At 70.6% G+C, this 16,254-nt stretch carries 15 protein-coding genes and 1 tRNA gene; 5 read left to right on the forward strand and 11 right to left on the reverse strand.

Annotated elements, in window-relative coordinates; genetic code table 11:
- Positions 1-171: 171 nt before the first annotated feature.
- Positions 172-245 (reverse strand) — tRNA-Pro (locus tag BLT25_RS04010).
- A 61-nt stretch (positions 246-306) separates the two neighbouring features.
- Positions 307-1,044: a FadR/GntR family transcriptional regulator gene (locus BLT25_RS04015; RefSeq protein ID WP_256328441.1), complete on the reverse strand. Its 738-nt coding sequence runs from the start codon at positions 1,042-1,044 to the stop codon at positions 307-309.
- 123 nt (positions 1,045-1,167) lie between these two features.
- On the opposite strand from BLT25_RS04015, the gene BLT25_RS04020 reads away from it, so the two are divergent.
- The 3 genes from BLT25_RS04020 to BLT25_RS04030 all read left to right on the forward strand — a co-directional run bounded on the left by BLT25_RS04020 (position 1,168) and on the right by BLT25_RS04030 (position 3,740).
- Positions 1,168-1,671 carry a gluconokinase gene (locus BLT25_RS04020; protein WP_091042500.1) on the forward strand — a complete coding sequence of 168 codons (504 nt, stop codon included), beginning with the start codon at positions 1,168-1,170 and terminating at the stop codon, positions 1,669-1,671.
- Positions 1,668-3,065 carry a GntP family permease gene (locus BLT25_RS04025; protein WP_091042131.1) on the forward strand — a complete coding sequence of 466 codons (1,398 nt, stop codon included), beginning with the start codon at positions 1,668-1,670 and terminating at the stop codon, positions 3,063-3,065. Before BLT25_RS04020 ends, BLT25_RS04025 begins: the two co-directional genes overlap by 4 nt.
- Positions 3,066-3,146: 81 nt before the next feature.
- Complete coding sequence (locus tag BLT25_RS04030) at positions 3,147-3,740, forward strand: hypothetical protein (protein ID WP_143033627.1); 594 nt, start codon at positions 3,147-3,149, stop codon at positions 3,738-3,740.
- A gap of 47 nt (positions 3,741-3,787) precedes the next feature.
- On the opposite strand, the gene BLT25_RS04035 is transcribed toward BLT25_RS04030, so the two are convergent.
- Positions 3,788-4,282 carry a VOC family protein gene (locus tag BLT25_RS04035; RefSeq protein WP_091042136.1) on the reverse strand — a complete coding sequence of 165 codons (495 nt, stop codon included), beginning with the start codon at positions 4,280-4,282 and terminating at the stop codon, positions 3,788-3,790.
- A 25-nt stretch (positions 4,283-4,307) separates the two neighbouring features.
- Complete coding sequence (locus BLT25_RS04040; RefSeq protein WP_091042138.1) at positions 4,308-5,126, reverse strand: maleylpyruvate isomerase family mycothiol-dependent enzyme; 819 nt, start codon at positions 5,124-5,126, stop codon at positions 4,308-4,310.
- 115 nt (positions 5,127-5,241) lie between these two features.
- On the opposite strand from BLT25_RS04040, the gene BLT25_RS04045 reads away from it, so the two are divergent.
- Positions 5,242-5,733, forward strand: a complete 492-nt coding sequence (locus BLT25_RS04045; RefSeq protein WP_091042141.1) for a MarR family winged helix-turn-helix transcriptional regulator — start codon at positions 5,242-5,244, stop codon at positions 5,731-5,733.
- Between the two features lie 72 nt (positions 5,734-5,805).
- Here the strand turns inward: BLT25_RS04045 and BLT25_RS04050 are convergent, their stop codons facing one another.
- Complete coding sequence (locus BLT25_RS04050) at positions 5,806-9,603, reverse strand: S8 family peptidase (RefSeq protein ID WP_091042143.1); 3,798 nt, start codon at positions 9,601-9,603, stop codon at positions 5,806-5,808.
- A 128-nt stretch (positions 9,604-9,731) separates the two neighbouring features.
- Here BLT25_RS04050 and BLT25_RS04055 point away from each other — a divergent pair, with 128 nt between their 5' ends.
- Positions 9,732-10,751, forward strand: coding sequence for a helix-turn-helix domain-containing protein (locus BLT25_RS04055; RefSeq protein WP_218131225.1), 1,020 nt, complete (start codon positions 9,732-9,734; stop codon positions 10,749-10,751).
- Here the strand turns inward: BLT25_RS04055 and der are convergent.
- The 6 genes from der to BLT25_RS04085 form a co-directional block, all read right to left on the reverse strand.
- Complete coding sequence (gene der, locus BLT25_RS04060; protein WP_091042148.1) at positions 10,748-12,136, reverse strand: ribosome biogenesis GTPase Der; 1,389 nt, start codon at positions 12,134-12,136, stop codon at positions 10,748-10,750. The genes BLT25_RS04055 and der overlap by 4 nt on opposite strands.
- Positions 12,129-12,839 carry a lysophospholipid acyltransferase family protein gene (locus tag BLT25_RS04065; RefSeq protein WP_091042152.1) on the reverse strand — a complete coding sequence of 237 codons (711 nt, stop codon included), beginning with the start codon at positions 12,837-12,839 and terminating at the stop codon, positions 12,129-12,131. Before BLT25_RS04065 ends, der begins: the two co-directional genes overlap by 8 nt.
- Complete coding sequence (gene cmk, locus BLT25_RS04070; RefSeq protein ID WP_091042154.1) at positions 12,836-13,531, reverse strand: (d)CMP kinase; 696 nt, start codon at positions 13,529-13,531, stop codon at positions 12,836-12,838. Before cmk ends, BLT25_RS04065 begins: the two co-directional genes overlap by 4 nt.
- Before the next feature lie 10 nt (positions 13,532-13,541).
- Positions 13,542-14,642, reverse strand: coding sequence for a prephenate dehydrogenase (locus BLT25_RS04075; RefSeq protein ID WP_091042157.1), 1,101 nt, complete (start codon positions 14,640-14,642; stop codon positions 13,542-13,544).
- 102 nt (positions 14,643-14,744) lie between these two features.
- On the reverse strand, positions 14,745-15,143 hold the full coding sequence (locus BLT25_RS04080) for a VOC family protein (RefSeq protein WP_091042159.1): 399 nt from the start codon (positions 15,141-15,143) through the stop codon (positions 14,745-14,747).
- Positions 15,140-15,943, reverse strand: a complete 804-nt coding sequence (locus BLT25_RS04085) for a helix-turn-helix domain-containing protein (protein ID WP_091042161.1) — start codon at positions 15,941-15,943, stop codon at positions 15,140-15,142. The genes BLT25_RS04080 and BLT25_RS04085 overlap by 4 nt, the downstream gene beginning before the upstream one ends.
- Between the last annotated feature and the right edge of the window lie 311 nt (positions 15,944-16,254).

Below are 16,254 nucleotides of genomic sequence, written 5' to 3' on the forward strand. Positions count from 1 at the left end.
CCGTTGCGGATAACGGCGGGCCCGAACCGGCCAGTGGCGTGGTGCGGTCGGACAGACAAGGCCCTGACGGGTGAGGGCCCGGGACACCGGTCGCGGTTGGACGACGTCGTGAACCTCGCAGACGGACGCAAAAACGCCCCTGACCTGCGTGAGCAGGTCAGGGGCGATCTGTCGGGCTGACAGGATTTGAACCTGCGGCCCCTTGACCCCCAGTCAAGTGCGCTACCAAGCTGCGCCACAGCCCGAAACTGCGAGTGGATTTCTCCGCTCGAAGCGCTTCGAACATTACCGCACGGCTTCACCCGCTCACCAATCGGTATCCCCCTCCGGCGGGTCGTCGGCGGAGGCGAGGGCTTCGGCGGCTTCGTCGATGATGGCGCGCATCGCTTCCTCCGCGGCTGCCGGGTGGCCGTTGCGTACCGCGAGAGCCACCTTCTCGTGCAGCTCGATGGCGGTCGGGTTCGGCGTATCGGGCATCAGGTGGTGGTGCGTACGTCCGGCGAGGAGCTCGGCGACGAGATCGCCGAACGCGGCGAGCATGTCGTTGCCGCAGGCGTTGAGCAGGACTCGGTGGAAGGTCGTGTCGGCCTCGAGATAGGCGTCCAGGTCGCCGGCGGCGGCGTGGACGACCATGTCGGCCACGGATCGGGCCAGCTCGCCGTGGTGCCGAGGCTCGGCCCGCTCAGCGGCGAGCCGGGCCGCGATCGGCTCGAACCCGAGCCGCAGCTCGGAGAGCGACAGCAGCTGCTCGCGCCGGCCCTCGCCGTCGAGCCGCCAGCGGATGACCAGCGGGTCGAAGACGTTCCACTCCTGGCGCGGGAGGACGGTGATGCCGACACGCCGCCGGGTGGTGACCATGCCCATCGCCTGGAGGACGCGTACCGACTCCCGTGCGACCGGCCGCGAGACGTCGTACGTCGCCTGGATCCCCTCCAGCGTGAGAACCGCCCCCGGTGGCAGCTCGGCAGAGACGATCCTGCGTCCGAGCGCGTCTCGGACGCTCTGGTGCAGTCGATGTACGGCATCACCACTCGAAGTCGTCACTGCGGCATCGTCGCACAATCCGGAACCAGCGTAATCAGAATCCGTTATGACACTCCGTCTTGCCAAACGGATGCCTTTTGATGCACCCTGTGACGCGTGACACAGAACCCTCTCCTCGTCGTCATGGGAGTCTCCGGCTCCGGCAAGTCGACCGTCGGCGCTGCGATCGCCCAGCGCCTCCGGGTCCCCTTCGCCGACGCCGACGACTTCCACCCGCCGGAGAACATCGCCAAGATGGCCTCGGGCCGCGCGCTGGACGATCACGACCGGCAACCGTGGCTGGAGACGCTCGGCGGCTGGCTGGCAGAGCACGAGCAGACCGGTGCCGTACTGAGCTGCTCGGCGCTCAAGCGCAGCTACCGAGATCTGCTCTACAGCCGCGCTCGCGGACTCCGGCTGCTCCACCTCAGCGGCACCCCGGAGGTGGTCGAGGCACGCCTCGCCGCCCGCGCGGGGCACTTCATGCCGCCGTCGCTGCTGCGCTCGCAGTTCGCAACCCTCGAGCCCCTCGCTCCCGACGAGCAGGGCACGACCGTCGACATCGACCAGGACATCGACGCGATCGTCCACCGCTATCTCACCACCGTGGACCTGTCCCCCACCCTGACCTCCAAGGAATCCGCATGATCCTCCTCGCCGCGCCAGAGCCGGTCGCACCGGTCGCCTCCGGCGGCGTACTCCTCGCCGCCGCACTGGCCTCGATCGCCCTGATCGTCGTCCTCATCACCTACGTCAAGCTGCACCCGTTCCTCGCGCTCCTGCTCGGCGGCGTCGCGGTCGGCGTGCTGGCGGGGCGCAACGTGATGGACGTGATCACCTCCTTCGGCGAAGGCTTCGGCGCGACCGCGACCAGTGTCGGCCTGCTCATCGCGCTGGGCGCGATGTTCGCCAAGCTCCTCGCCGACTCCGGCGGTGCCGACCAGATCGTCGACACGATCGTGGGCAGATCCTCGGTTCGTACGCTGCCGTGGGCGATGGCGCTCGTCGGCGCGATCATCGGCCTGCCGATGTTCTTCGAGATCGGCCTCGTGCTGCTGATGCCGGTGATCTACCTGGTCGCCCGTCGTGCGCAGGTCTCGCTGATCACCGTCGGCATCCCGACCCTCGCCGGCCTCTCGGCGATGCACGGCCTGGTGCCGCCGCACCCGGGTCCGCTGGCCGCGATCGGCGCGCTCAACGCCGACCTCGGCACGACGCTCGCGCTCGGCGTACTGGTCGCGATCCCGGTCATCGTGGTCAGCGGTCCGCTCTTCGGCCGGCTCGCCGGCCGCTGGGTCGTCGTCGAGGCTCCGAGCACCTACGACGCCACTCCGGTGGGCGGCCCGGGTGCCGCCATCGCGACCGACATCCGCCGCCCCACCTTCGGCGTCACCCTGTTCAGCGTCCTGCTGCCGCTCGTGCTGATGCTCGCCAAGGCGATCGTCGACATCGTCGTCAACGACCCCGAGAACCAGCTCCAGCAGGTCTTCGACGTGATCGGCTCCCCGCTCGTCGCGCTGACCATCGCGGTCATCGTCGCCATGTTCACGCTCGGCCGCGGGTCGGGGATGGACCGCCGCCAGATCGCCAAGACCGTCGAGCAGTCGCTGCCGCCGATCGCGGGCATCCTGCTCATCGTGGCCGCCGGCGGCGGGTTCAAGCAGTCGCTGATCGACACCGGCATCGGCACCCAGCTCGCCGGATGGGCCGAGGGCTCGGGCGTGTCCGCGATCCTGCTCGCGTGGGTGCTCGCGGTCCTCATCCGCCTGGCCACCGGCTCCGCGACCGTAGCCACGATCACCGCATCGTCGCTGGTGGTCGACCTCGTCGCCAACATGCCCACCGCCGAGGTCTCGCTCGTCGTGCTCGCGGTCGGCGCCGGCTCGGTGTTCTTCTCCCACGTCAACGACGCCGGGTTCTGGCTGGTCAAGGAGTACTTCGGCCTCGACGTCGTCCAGACGATCAAGTCCTGGTCGCTGATGGAGACGGTGCTCTCGGTCTCCGGTCTCGTGTTCGTGCTGGCGCTGAGCATGGTGATCTGACACCCGCCCTGACGAAACTGTCGGTGCTGTCCGACAGAATCACTCCTGACACTTGGATCACACCCACCACAGGAGCTCACCGTGTCGGACTTCCCCCTTGAATCCAACACAGCCCCATCCGAGACAGCACCGACCCAGACCGCACCAGCCGGCAGGCTCGACCCGATCTCGCGCAAGGGCACGCCCGCCCATCGCACGAAGTCCAAGCGGGAGGGCGCCGGGCGGCGCCAGGGGATGCCGGTGCAGGCGATCAGCCTCTCCGTGCCGGCATCCCTGGCCGCGCAGTGGAAGACCTACAGCCAGGAGGTCCCGCGCTCGCTGGTCGACGTCATGCTCGACGCCGTCGCGGCGACCCGCCCCCGGCTGCCGGTCCTCCTCCGTGCCCACCAGGCGGCGCTGCGCGAGAAGACCAGGCCCGTCTCCGACGGCACCTTCATGCGCACCGTCCCACAGCCGAAACGGCTCGAGGACCCGTACGTCACGATGCCCCTGCGCCTGCTGGCGACGAACGTCGACGTGCTGGACGCCATGGTCCACGAGATGGCCGCGGAGTCCCGCTCGCAGCTGGTGGTCGTAGCGCTGACGGCGTGGCTGGCCGACCGGCGGGCCGAGGAGCAGGTCTACGCCGAGCAGCTCGAGCTCGAGGTCCCCGAGGACCCGTTCGACCGTCCCTGAACTCGGCCGGGACGGGCAGAGGACCCGTCCCGGTCGAGCCTTGGATCTCAGAGCACCTTGGTGCCGTACATCTCCCCCAGCGGGTCGGCGAGGAGCTCGAGCCGCTCGCCGTCAGGCCCCTTGAAGTAGATCGACGTCTTCGACTCGATCATGTAGTCGACCTCCGCGTCGTCGAGCTTGGCGCGCAGGTAGTCCCACTTCTCGGAGGTCACCGAGATCGCGATGTGGTGCAGCCCGCCGAGCACCTCGGCGTACGGGCCCAGGTCGAGCCCGGGAAGCGTGAAGAAGGCCAGCAGGTTGCCCGCCCCGACGTCGAAGAAGAAGTGGTCGGAGCCGGCGTAGTCGCGGTTCTCGAAGATCTCGGTCAGCGGGAACTCCAGGAGCCCCTGGTAGAAGTCGATCGACCTGCGTACGTCCGAGGAGAGCAGCGCGGCGTGGTGGATGCCGCGGGCCGTGCTGGCCGGGCGGGCGCCCTCCTCGCGGAGGTACTCCTTCTTGATTCGCTCACGGTCCTTCGTGATGAAGTCCATGTCGATGCTCATCGTGCTCTCCTCATGCCATGACTCTTCAGATCCTGTAGAAGCTCGACAGGAACTCGGCGGCGACCGCTGTGTCGCCGTTGACGGTGCCGGCGTTGATCCGGCCGTAGGCGGTCAGCACGAAGCTGGCCGGGTCGAAGTCGATGACGGTCTCCACGCCCTCGAGCGAGCCGGGCTCCTGCTGGAGGCCCTCGGCGCCGAGCGTCATCCTGGTGCCTCCGGCGTGGGCGCCGGAGGTGATGTTGATGCCGACCTCGATCGGCTTCTCCGCGGGCGTACGCGCGACGGTGTTGGCCCACAAGATGTTGCACAGCGGGATCAGCATGTCCGCGGAGTCGGCGGCCAGCGCGTGCGGCCTGCCGAGTCCCTCGCGGATGTCCCAGCTGTGGAGCGTGTAGTCGACCAGCGCGAAGACCGGGTAGAACGCCGCCGGAAGCGGGCCCATGTACTTGTGCGGGACCGCGAGGCCCGTCCACTCCTCGGCGCTGAGACCCTCGAAGATCTCCAGCTCCCGGGCCAGCGCCGTCCGCAGCCGCTCGATCAGCTCGACACGCGGAAGCGCCTCGAACTGGCGGGCACCCGCGTCGACATGGACGGCCATGTCGGTGAGCGGCGCCGAGGCGGGCCCATCGCCCTTGCCGGCGGCGGCGTCGAAGCCGACGAAGTAGGTCTCGGTGGTGTCGACCAGGTGGCCGACGACGTTCGCGGCCGTCCACTCCCCCGCGGCGGTCGGGCCGCCCCAGGCCTCGTCGGTGGCGACGAGCGCGAACATGCCTTCCGCCTCGCGGCGGACGAGGGCCAGCAGGGTCTCCTTGCTGGATGCATCCATGAAGTTCCACGTGCTCATCAGTGGGATCCTCTCTGGCCGCGGCTCTGCGACCAGTCTAGTTTCTGCGTCAACAGTTGTCTTTCGCGGGCGGTGGTGCTGAAAGCACCGAATCCGACTCGGTAAGGTGTACCTCATGGATGAGGTCAAGTGGCTCAGTAACGACGAGCAGGTCGCGTGGCGTGCCTGGCTCGCCGTCAACGCACAGCTCACCTCGCGGATGAACCGCGACCTCCAGGCCAAGAACGGTCTCTCCCTCGCCGACTATGACGTCCTGGTCAACCTGACCGATGTCCCGGACCGCTCGCTGCGGATGTACGAGCTCGGCGACAAGCTGCAGTGGGAGAAGAGCCGGCTCTCACGCCAGGTGATGCGGATGGCCGCGCGCGGCCTCGTCGAGCGCCGCGAGTGCCTCGATGACCGGCGTGGTGCCTTCGTCGACCTCACCCCGGCCGGGCTCGAGGCCATCGAGGCCGCCGCGCCTGAGCACGTGACGCTGATCCGTCAGGTCATGTTCGACGCCTTCACCGCCGAGGAGGTCGCCGCCCTGACCAAGCTCTACGAGGGCGTACTCGAGCGCCTCGAGGTCAGGCCTGCCCGGGCCGCCACGGACGGCTCCGCCGCCTAGCCCACCGGCCCACGACGTGGAACGAGGCCCGCAGGTCACCATCGGTGACCTGCGGGCCTGTTCGTTGCGCTGCTAGCGCCTGACCCCGAAGGCCGAGACGACCTTCTGGGTCACCGCGTTGCCGGCGTCGTCGCGGGCGGTCGCCCGCAGCGAGACCAGGTCGGCGCCGCGCGCGGGGATGCGCAGACGCGTCTCCCAGCGGTCACCGTCCTTGCGCAGCTTCACCGCGGTCCAGGTCGAACCACCGTCGTAGCTGACCTCGAGCGTCGCCGCCTTCACCGCGCCGGCGCGCTCGGCGCCGGGCACCGTGTAGGGCACCACCGCGAACGGGACCTCGGAGCCGGCGCGCACCGTGCCGTCCAGCGCCGTGTCCAGGTCGTAGTCGAGCTGGAGCAGCGGCAGCGGCGTACCGGACTCACCGTCGGGGACCGGGTCCGCCTGGTCGGCCACGAACGTCCAGGACGTACGCGTGCTGGTCGAGTAGCGGTGGGCGTCGCCGGCCGCGTCGGTGTCGATCTCGAACCGGTACGTCTGCGGGCCCTCGGCAACGGGGACGCTCGTCTGGACCGCGTGGCCGATGTTCTTCCGGATGAGGGTCTCGCCCCGGTAGAGCCTCGACTCGACGGGAGTCTCGCCCCACGGGAACCCGCCGGTGATCCCGGCCGGTCCGCTGGAGTCGGGGACGTTGACCTGGAACCAGTCACCGCTGTGACGCGGCCCCCAGTAGCCGTCGCCCGTACGAGGCGCCGTCACCGGAGCGAACCAGTTGCGCACCGTGGTGCTGCGCGGCTTGTACGCCTGGCGCACGCCCCGCTGCTCCCAGGTGCTCTCGTGCTCCACGTTCTCGTACCAGGTGACGCCGTCGTAGGTGGAGACGTAGTCGGTCCGGTCGGTCGCCGTGGGCTGCCACGCGCGGACGCTGAGGCACGGCGGCCACTGGTAGTCGCGGCAGTCGGCTCGGTCGTCGACGGCGAGCCGCCCCTCGGTGTCGTTGTAACGGCTCTCCACGGTGGCGAGCTGTCGGGTGGTCGGCGCCAGGGCCAGCTCGGCCGGGATCTGGCCGGGCCAGCTCTTGGAGACGTCGTAGAGGTAGCTCGGGAACTCCACGGCCATGCCCTCGAGGGTCACCTTGCCCTTCTCGGCGGCGGCCACGAGCTTCTCGCCCGCGGCCGACCGCAGCGAGACGACGGGCAGCGTGTCCTGGGTGACGAAGTCGACCAGCGGGCCCGGACGGTCGTTGACGACCACGAGCAGAGCGGCACCGGCAGCCTGGGCGGCGGCCTCCCGCTCCTCGGCGGTGACGGCGTCGTCCCTGGTCACGAGCACGGCGCGCCCCTTGGCGTCGACACCCTCGTAGTCGGCGGAGGTGCCCTTGCCCGCCGCGACGGCCCGCAGCGAGACCCGGCCGTCGAGCCTGGCCGAGCCGAGCTGGTAGGTCGGGTCGAAGGCGATCGGGCGCGAACTGCGGGCGGTCACGTCGAGTGCCGGCTCGGTGGCCCGCCAGCGCACGGCGAAGTCGAACTCGGCGCTGTCGACGGGGCCGGTGGTCTCGGCGTAGAACGAGTCGACGGCGACCGGGATCGCGTAGGTGGCGCCGAAGGTCGCGTAGAGCCCGCCGATGCCGGAGTCGTTGAAGAACTGGAACCGGCGGTAGGCGACGTCGCTGTCCTTGGGCGTCTTCAGGGTGAGCTCGTCGGCGTCGCGTGCGTCGAGCACGAGGGACTGGTCCTTGTCGCTGACCACGACCTGCGGGTCGCCGACCAGCGCGACTCCGGTCGATCCGGGCCCTGCGGAGCCGGCGACGTCGAGGAACGCCGTGGCCGAGTAGATGCCGGGCTGCAGGCGCTGGGTCGGCACCGTGCCGGTAGCCGGGTCGATCGGCAGGCTGCTGACGAACTGGTCGCCGTAGCGGTAGAAGTCGACGTACCCGCTGGCGGGCTCGCCGGACCGGTCGAGCGCGGTGATGTCGAGGCCGTAGCGCTCCTCCTCCTTGACCAGCGCGGTCGCGGTGCGCACGGTGATCTCGCCGGAGGCGTCGGTCGCGACGACGGCCCCGCTGTACTTGCCGGCGAGCGTCGCGTCGTCGGCGTCGGCCGTGATGGTGACCTCGGCGCTGCTGCCGGCCGGGACCACGACCTGGTCGGCTGACAGCGAGACCAGGTCGCTCGGCTTGCCGTCCGGGCCGGTGACGTCGGTGCTCAGCGCGAGCGTGACATCGGCGTCGGTCGAGTTGGTGTAGGTGACGGTGCCGCTGGCGGGCTCGTCACCGTCGTGCGGCCAGCCGTAGAAGCCGAGGAACCCGTCACCGGAGCCGTCCACGCCGTCGAGAGCGGCGGGCACGTCGAGGCGGCCGGTGCCGACCTCGTACGCCGGGGCATCGATGTCCGCGGCCGAGGAGACCAGCGCCTTCTTGAGCTCGGCGCCGGTGAGGTCGGGGTGGGCGCCCTTGACGATCGCCGCGGCGCCTGCGACGTGCGGGGTGGCCATCGAGGTGCCGTTCATCGAGCGGTACCAGCCCTCGCCGGACGACTGCTGAGACCTGGCCGCGACGATGCCGACGCCGGGCGCGGTCAGATCGGGCTTGATCGCGTGGTCGCCGACCCGGGGGCCGTAGCTGGAGAAGTCGGCGCGTACGTCCTCGTCGTCGACCGCGCCGACGGTGAGTGCGGCGTCCGCGGTGCCGGGGCTGCCGAGCGAGCCCTCGGCGTAGCTGTTGCCGGCAGCGACGACGAAGAGCGCACCGGTCTCCTCGCTCAGCGCGTTGAGCGCCTGCGCCATCGGGTCGGTGCCGTCGTTGAGGCTGGAGTCACCGAGGCTCATCGAGACGATGTCGGCGTTCGCCGCGCCCCACTCCATGCCCGCGATGATCCAGGAGTCCTGGCCGTAGCCCTGGTTGTCGAGCACCTTGCCGACCAGCAGGTCGGCGCCCGGGGCGACGCCCTTGTAGAGGCCCTCGCTGGCGGAGCCGGTGCCCAGGACCGTGGAGGCGACGTGGGTGCCGTGGCCGTGCAGATCGCTGGTGGCCTCCTCGCCCGGGACGAACGACTGCGCGCCGTCGACCTGGTCGGCCACGTCGGGGTGGGTGGCGTCGATGCCGGTGTCGAGGACAGCGACAGTGGCGCCCTTGCCCTCGAAGCCCGCGGCCCATGCCTCGGGCGCACCGATCTGCGCGGTGCTGCGGTCCAGGGTCGTCTCGGCCTTGCCGTCGAGCCAGATCTTCTCGACACCGCCGCCGAGCTTCCCGGCAGCGCCGGCCGAGCGCGTCGAAGCGCCGTCGTCCGCGGCCACCGCCGACCAGAATGCGGGCGCCTTCTTCTTGCTCACCTCGACGGCGTCGGCGTCGATGCTGGGCAGGTCGAGCGTACGTTCCGTGCCCGGCAGCTTCGCCGCCTTGGCGCGGGTCGAGGCCTGCTCCAGGATCAGCGGAGTGGCCGCGACCGTTTCGTCGTCGTAGCGCATCTCCAGGAGGGCGGTCACGTCGAAGAGACGGCGGTCGAGGGTGTTCGCGGCCAGGTAGGGCTTGGCCGCGGTGGGGATCGCGTAGAGGTGGTCGCCCACCTGCTGGGTCTCGATCGCGCCGGCGGCGGAGTCGAACCCGAGGGTCAGGACGCCGTCGTCGGTCGCGGTCACGTCGACGACGTCGCCGGTCACGAGGGTGATCGTGGTCTTGCCGTCGTCGAGGGCGGGCGTACGTGGTGCCGCGCCGGCCGTGGTGCGGCCGGCGTCGGACCGGGGGCCCTCAGGCGTGGGGTCGGTGCCTGGGGTCGCATGCGCGCTGGTGGCCATGGTCGCGACCAGGGCCGTCGCAGCAGCAGCTGCCGCGACGGCCTTGGTGGCGGCCGTCAAGCCGGGGGTGGTTGGGGGTCTCATGGAGATGGACCCTGTCAATGCGGCGCGACACGCGACAAGAGCGATGCGGTGGCGGTTTTACGGCATGGCGAGACTCCGTCAGCGCCGGAACACCCGCTGCCTGTCGCAGAACTGACATGCTCGGCGACGTGCTCGGTCTGACCCCTGATGAGACCCTCGCCTACGGCGAGCTCATCACCATGCCCTCCGCCACTGCCGCCGAGTTCGCGGCCGCCCTCAGCGCCTTCGGCACCTCCCCGGGGGAGGCTCATCTGCTGCTGCGCCGGCTCGAGGAGTACGGCCTGGCCGCGCGGATCACCGGAGACGATCGGCGCTTCGCCGCCGCCCCGCCCGCGATCGCGCTCGGCGCGCTGCTCGCCCGGCAGCAGGACGAGGTGCGGCATGCCGAGATCGAGCTCAGCCGGCTCGACGAGGCCTACCGGGTGGCCGCCGCCGGCCGCGGCCCCACCGACGTGGTCGACGTGATCCACGGCGAGGACGCCGTGCGGCACCGGTTCGAGCAGGTCCAGCTCGGCGCGCGCGAGCGGGTGGATGCGTTCGTACGCCCGCCGGTGATCGTGACCTCCAGCCAGGAGAACTCGGCCGAGAACAAGGCCGTCGCGCGCGGGGTGCTCTATCGCGTCGTCGTGGAGCGCAGCATGCTCGAGAGCCACGATGTGACGGTCGACGAGGCGATCGAGGCGACCGACGCGGGCGAGGAGGTCAGGTTCGCCGATCAGGTGCCGCTCAAGCTCATCATCGTCGACCGGCGGCTCGCCCTGATGCCGCTGACCTCCTCCGGCGACGTCGTCGGTGCGCTGCTGGTCCGGGAGAGCACGCTGCTCGACGCGCTGATCGCACTCTTCGAGAACGTGTGGGACCAGGCGACACCGATGCTGGTGGGCACCTCAGGGCTCACCGGCGACGTCGCGCAGCAGGTCGACGACGAGGACGCGCAGGTCCTCGGGCTGCTGCTCGCCGGGCTCACCGACCAGGCCGTCGCCAAACAGCTCGGTACGTCGCTACGCACCGTGCAGCGCAGGGTGCGAGCACTGCTGGACCTGGCCGGTGTGGAGACCCGGATGCAGCTCGGCTGGCACGCCGCGAACAACGGCTGGGTGCAGGCAGGGGCGGACGGCCAGCTGCCGCCCACCCCTGATTCCGACTAGCGCTTGCGCTTCTCCCGGACCCGCTGCTGGAGCACGATCGGGGTGCCGGCGAAGCCGAACTCCTCGCGCAGCCGGCGCTCGATGAAGCGCTCGTAGGAGGCCTCGAGCTTGCCGCTGGTGAACAGGACGAACGTCGGCGGCGCGGTCGAGGGCTGGGTGCCGAAGAGGATCTTCGGCTGCTTGCCGGACCGGACCGGGTGCGGGTGCTCGGCGACGAGGCGCCCGAGGAACGAGTTGAGCGCACCGGTGCCGATCCGCGTCTCCCAGCCCTCGAGGGCCTTGTCGAGAGCCGGGACCAGGCGGTCGACGTGCCAGCCGGTGCGAGCGGTGACGTTGATCCGCGGGGCCCACTGCACCTGGACGAGCTCGCGCTCGATCTCGCGGTCGAGCTGCCAGCGGCGCTCCTCGTCGACGAGGTCCCACTTGTTGAACGCGATCACCAGCGCCCGGCCGGCCTCGCGGACGGTCTGCAGGATCCGGATGTCCTGCTCGGAGATCTTCTCCCCGCCGTCGAGGACCAGCACGGCAACCTCGGCGCGGTCGATCGCGGTCGTGGTGCGCAGGGAGGCGTAGTACTCGTGGCCCGAGGCCTCCTTGACCCGCTTGCGGATCCCGGCGGTGTCGATGAAGCGCCACTCGCGGCCGCCGAGCTCGATCAGCTCGTCGACCGGGTCGACGGTGGTGCCGGCGACGTTGTCGACGACCGCCCGCTCCTCCTTGGCGAGCTTGTTCAGCAGGCTCGACTTGCCGACGTTGGGCTTGCCGACCAGGGCGATCCGGCGCGGGCCGCCGATCTCGGTGCCCTCGGGAAGCGGCGGCGGGTCGGGAAGCACCGCGAGGATCGCGTCGAGCATGTCGCCCGAGCCGCGGCCGTGCAGCGCGGAGACCGGCCACGGCTCGCCGAGCCCGAGGTTCCACAGCGCGGCCGCCTCGGCCTCGGTGCGCATGTCGTCGACCTTGTTGGCGGCCAGGACGACCGGCTTGCCGGACTTGCGCAGGATGCGTACGACAGCCTCGTCGGCGTCGGTGATGCCGACGGTCGCGTCGACCACGAAGAGGACGGCGTCTGCCAGGGAGACCGCGATCTCGGCCTGGGCGGCGATCCGCTCGGCCAGACCCTGGGCGTCGGGGTCCCAGCCGCCGGTGTCGACCAGCGTGAACGCCTTGCCGTTCCAGTCGGCGTCGTAGGAGACGCGGTCGCGGGTCACGCCGGGAACATCTTGGACGACCGCCTCGCGGCGGCCGATGATCCGGTTGACCAGGGTCGACTTCCCGACGTTCGGGCGGCCGACGACCGCCAGCACCGGCAGCGGGCCGGTCGGGGTCTCGTCGGTCTCGTTCAGCTCGTCTCGTACGTCTTCATACGAAACGTCGGGGTCAGTCATTGTTCTCCTCGGTAGGTAGCGGACCGGGCAGCTCGCGACCGGTCAACGCCAGGGCATGGTCCTGTTGGACCTGCATGTGCTTCTGGAGCAAACCCGAGACATGCCCGACTTGTTCCCTGGTACGCGGCCAGCCTACGCGCTCGACGTGGAAAGGCTCGCCATAGACGATGTCGATCCGCGCACCTTTGTGCGGCAGTGACGAGACCCCGCCACCGGGATCGCGGCTGCCGAGCATCGTCACCGGCACGACCGGAGCACCCGAGGCGAGGGCGAGATAGGCGGCGCCACGGTTGAAGTGGGTCAGCTCGCCGGCACCGCGGGTGCCCTCGGGATAGATCCCCATCGCGTTGCCCTCGTGCAGCACCCGCAGCGCCACCTTCACCGCCGCCGGGTCGCTGCCGAAGCGGTAGAGCGGGATCTGGCCGGCCCAGCGCAGGAACGGCCCGAGGAACCAGTGCTCGAACATCTCCAGCTTCGTCAGCGCATGCACCGGACGCGGGGTGAAGATCGCCAGCAGCGGGCCGTCGATGACGCCGATGTGGTTGGACGCGAAGACGACCGGCCCGGTCGCCGGGATGTTGGCGGTCTCGTGCAGGCGCACGTCGAACCGGCGCCGGATCAGCCACCGGGCGTAGACGTTGAGGTGGTAGAGCGGCCAACGGGTGGGGTGCTCGACCCCATCCGTGTGTGGAAGGTCTCTCACTCCCCCGCCTTCTGCACCAGCTCGATCACCTGCTGGATGACCTCCTCCAGCGTGTAGGGCGTCGTGTCGAGGTGGGTGGCGCCTTCCGGCACGGCCGCACCGCCCTTGGTGGAGTCGATCTTGTCGCGGTTCTCCAGCGACGCGCGGACGGCCTCCGCGTCGGTGCCGCCCTCCTCGGCCGCGCGGCGGGCGGCGCGGGCGGCGGGGTCGGCGGTGACGTACAGCTTCAGGTCGGCCTCGGGCCAGACCGCGGTGCCGATGTCACGGCCCTCGACCACGATGCCGTTCCCGGCGGCGAGGGCCTGCTCGATCTCCTGCTTCTGGAGGGCGATCAGGCGGGCACGGACCTCGGGGACGGTGGCGACCGGGGAGACGGCCGCGTTGACCTGGTCGCCGCGGATCTCGACGGAGACGTCGGCGCCGTCGAGGGCGATCGTGGGGCCGAGCGGGTCGGTGCCGGAGGTGATCACCGGCTTGCCGGCCGCGGCGGCCACCGCGTCGGCGTCGTGCACGTCGATGTCGTTGCTGAGCATCCACCAGGTCATCGCCCGGTACATCGCGCCCGTGTCCAGGAAGCGCATCCCCAGGCGGTCGGCGACACCACGCGAGGTGCTCGACTTCCCGGAGCCGGAGGTGCCGTCGACGGCGATGACGATGCTTGCGGGGTCAGTGGTGGGATTGCTGCTGCTCACGGGCGGGAGCCTACCGGTGAGCGACCCAACCCCGGGACTCCAGAACCGCCTGCATCCGGTCGGCGGCCTCGGCGGCCACGATCAGCTCCATGACACCGACCGGGCGGCCAGGGTCGTGGTCGATGCGTACGTCCTCGATGTTGACGCCGCTCTCCCCCGCGTCGGCGAAGAGACGGGCCAGGTTGCCGGGCTCGTCGGGCACCGTGACGTAGACGCTCGCCTGCGCGGCCTGCGGCCGGCCGTGCTTGCCGGGGATCGCTCGCGTCCCGGCCTGGCCTTCCTTGAGCAGTACGTCCAGGGCGGCCGCGTCACCGGTGCCGACCGCGGCGATCATCTCGTCGAGCTGGCCGCGGACCTCGGTCAGCAGATCGGTCACCGCGCGGGCGTTGCCGGCCACGATCTGGCCGTAGAGGCCGGGGTCACCGGCCGCGACCCGGGTCACGTCGCGTACTCCCTGGCCGCTGAGGCCGAGGTGCCCCTCCGGGGCGACCGCCAGCCGGCCGGCGACCAGGGCGGCCATCAGGTGCGGCACGTGCGAGGTGCGGGCGACGGCCTGGTCGTGGTCCTCGGGGCTGAGGGTGAGCGGGACGGCTCCGCAGACGGTGGCGAGCTCGTCGACGATCGCGACCGCCGTCGGGTCGGCCTCGGGGTGCGGCGTCACCGCCCAGGGGCGGCCCTCGAACAGCGTCGAGGTCGCGGCGAGCGGGCCCGAGCGCTCGCTGCCGGCCATCGGGTGACTGCCGACGTAGCGGTGCACGTCGCCGGGGCCGTGCTCGCGGACGTAGGCGAGCGGCGAGGCCTTCACGCTGCCGACATCGGTCACGACGGCGTCGGGGCTGTCGGCGAGCGCTCGAGTGATCACCTCGCCGAGGTGGGCCGGCGGAACCGCGACGACGACCAGCTGCGGCGTGTCGCCGGGCTTGCGACGGCGACCGGCGCCGAGGCCGGTCGCGGTGCGTACGTGGCTGGCGACCGAGTCGCTCAGCAGCACGTCGAGCCCGGCGGAGGCGCAGGCGAGCGCGACCGAGGTGCCGAGCAGGCCGACACCGACGATCTCGACCGGGCCGGTCAGAGTCGACAGCCCGCCCCCTGCTTCCCCGGTCTGTGTCATGCCTCCAAGGCTAAAGGGTCGGTGCCGCTGGACCCTCCTCGTCTCAGCGCCTGTGGTGCGCTATCGCGGCCGGCGACCAGGGTGTGCGATATCGCCTTGCGCTCATGAGGGCTGGTAGCTGCCGAAGGACCAGGAGTTGCCCTCCGGATCGGTGACGGTGCCGCCGCGGCCGCCGTAGTCCTGGTCGACCATCGGGCGGTCCACGGTGGCGCCCGCGGCGACCGCCTTGTCGAAGACGGAGTCGGGGTCGTCGTCGACAAGGTAGGCCGAGGATCCTCCGGTGGACTTGATGCTGCCGTCCTCGCGTACCTGCCCGAACATCAGCCCTCCCCCGGCGGGCCAGAGCCATTCCGCGTGGACCACGATGCCGCCCTCGCGGTAGGTGGAGTGCTCGACGAAGCCGATCGCGCTCAGCCACGTCATCATCGCCTCGGCGTCCTGGAACGCCATCGACTGCCAGTACTTGATCTTCGCTACGTCGTTCTTCTGCTCAGTGCTCATGCATCCGAGTCAACCGCCGGCACCTCGGCCAGGTCTTGAACGAATGGGAACTCCTCGCGCACCCAGGTCGTCGGCGTGCAGCCGGCGAACTCCTGCCACTCACGGGTCAGGTGCGCCTGGTCGGCGTAGCCGCAGGCAGTCGCCGCCTGGGCCAACGGCACCCGGCCCACGAGGCCGCGGGAGCGATCGAAGCGCGCCAGCCGCTGGAACTGCTTCGGCGCCACCCCGGTCTCGGCGCGCACCAGGTCACTGATCCGCCGGCGGCTGTACCCGACGTCGTCGGCCACCTCCTGTACTCCCGCTCCCCCGGTCAGCAGCGCCAGCGCACGGCCGACCTCTGCCCTCGGTCCGGGCTCGCCGTGGCGCGCCAGCGCCTCGACCAGGCCGCTGACGACCACCCGCGCCCACTGCCGCGGATCGGCCTCGGCTAGTCGCTCCGGAAGATGACGTACGCCACCAGGTGCCGCGACCTCGTCGAGGGCGAGGAGCTCGCCACGCCACGCCGCCGCCGGCATCCCGAACAGCGCCCGCACCCCGGCAGTCGTCAGCCCGAGCTGTACGCCCCGCTGACAGCCATGATGATGGATCGTCGCCGGTCGGGTGTGCAGCCCTGAGACCAGCGACCAGGCCGTCACCGGCTCCGTCCCGCTCCCCCAGGAAGTCACCAGCGGCTCATCGACCGGCAGCACGAAAGTGATCTCGGTCGACGGCATCCCCCGATGCACCCCCGGCGCCCCGAAATCCACGTCGTAGGTGACCAGCGAGGTGACATAGGGCCGCAGCACCCCCGGCACGGTCATGCCTTCGATGGTGCCACGGTCGCCGCGGGTTGCCTATGCACTATCGCCGGCGGCGGGGCGGGTGTGCGATAGCGCTGCGCGGTGTCTTGGTTTTCGAGGTTCTTCGTGGTGTTTCGTTGCTTCTTGGGCTGGCGGCGGGGTGTGGCGCGGATTCCTTGGGTTGGGTACGGGCTTGGGAGCTGGCGTCGATGTACCTGTCGGGAGGGCTTGGTCTCGGGGCTTTTACTAGACGATGACACCTTGTGAACGATTCACAAGGTGTCGCCGCTTGGGTCCACAACCCCTTGGCAGGTAGCGGAGCCAGTTCCGCT

It is taken from the genome of Nocardioides sp. YR527 (genome assembly GCF_900101045.1).
Lineage (GTDB): Bacteria > Actinomycetota > Actinomycetes > Propionibacteriales > Nocardioidaceae > Nocardioides.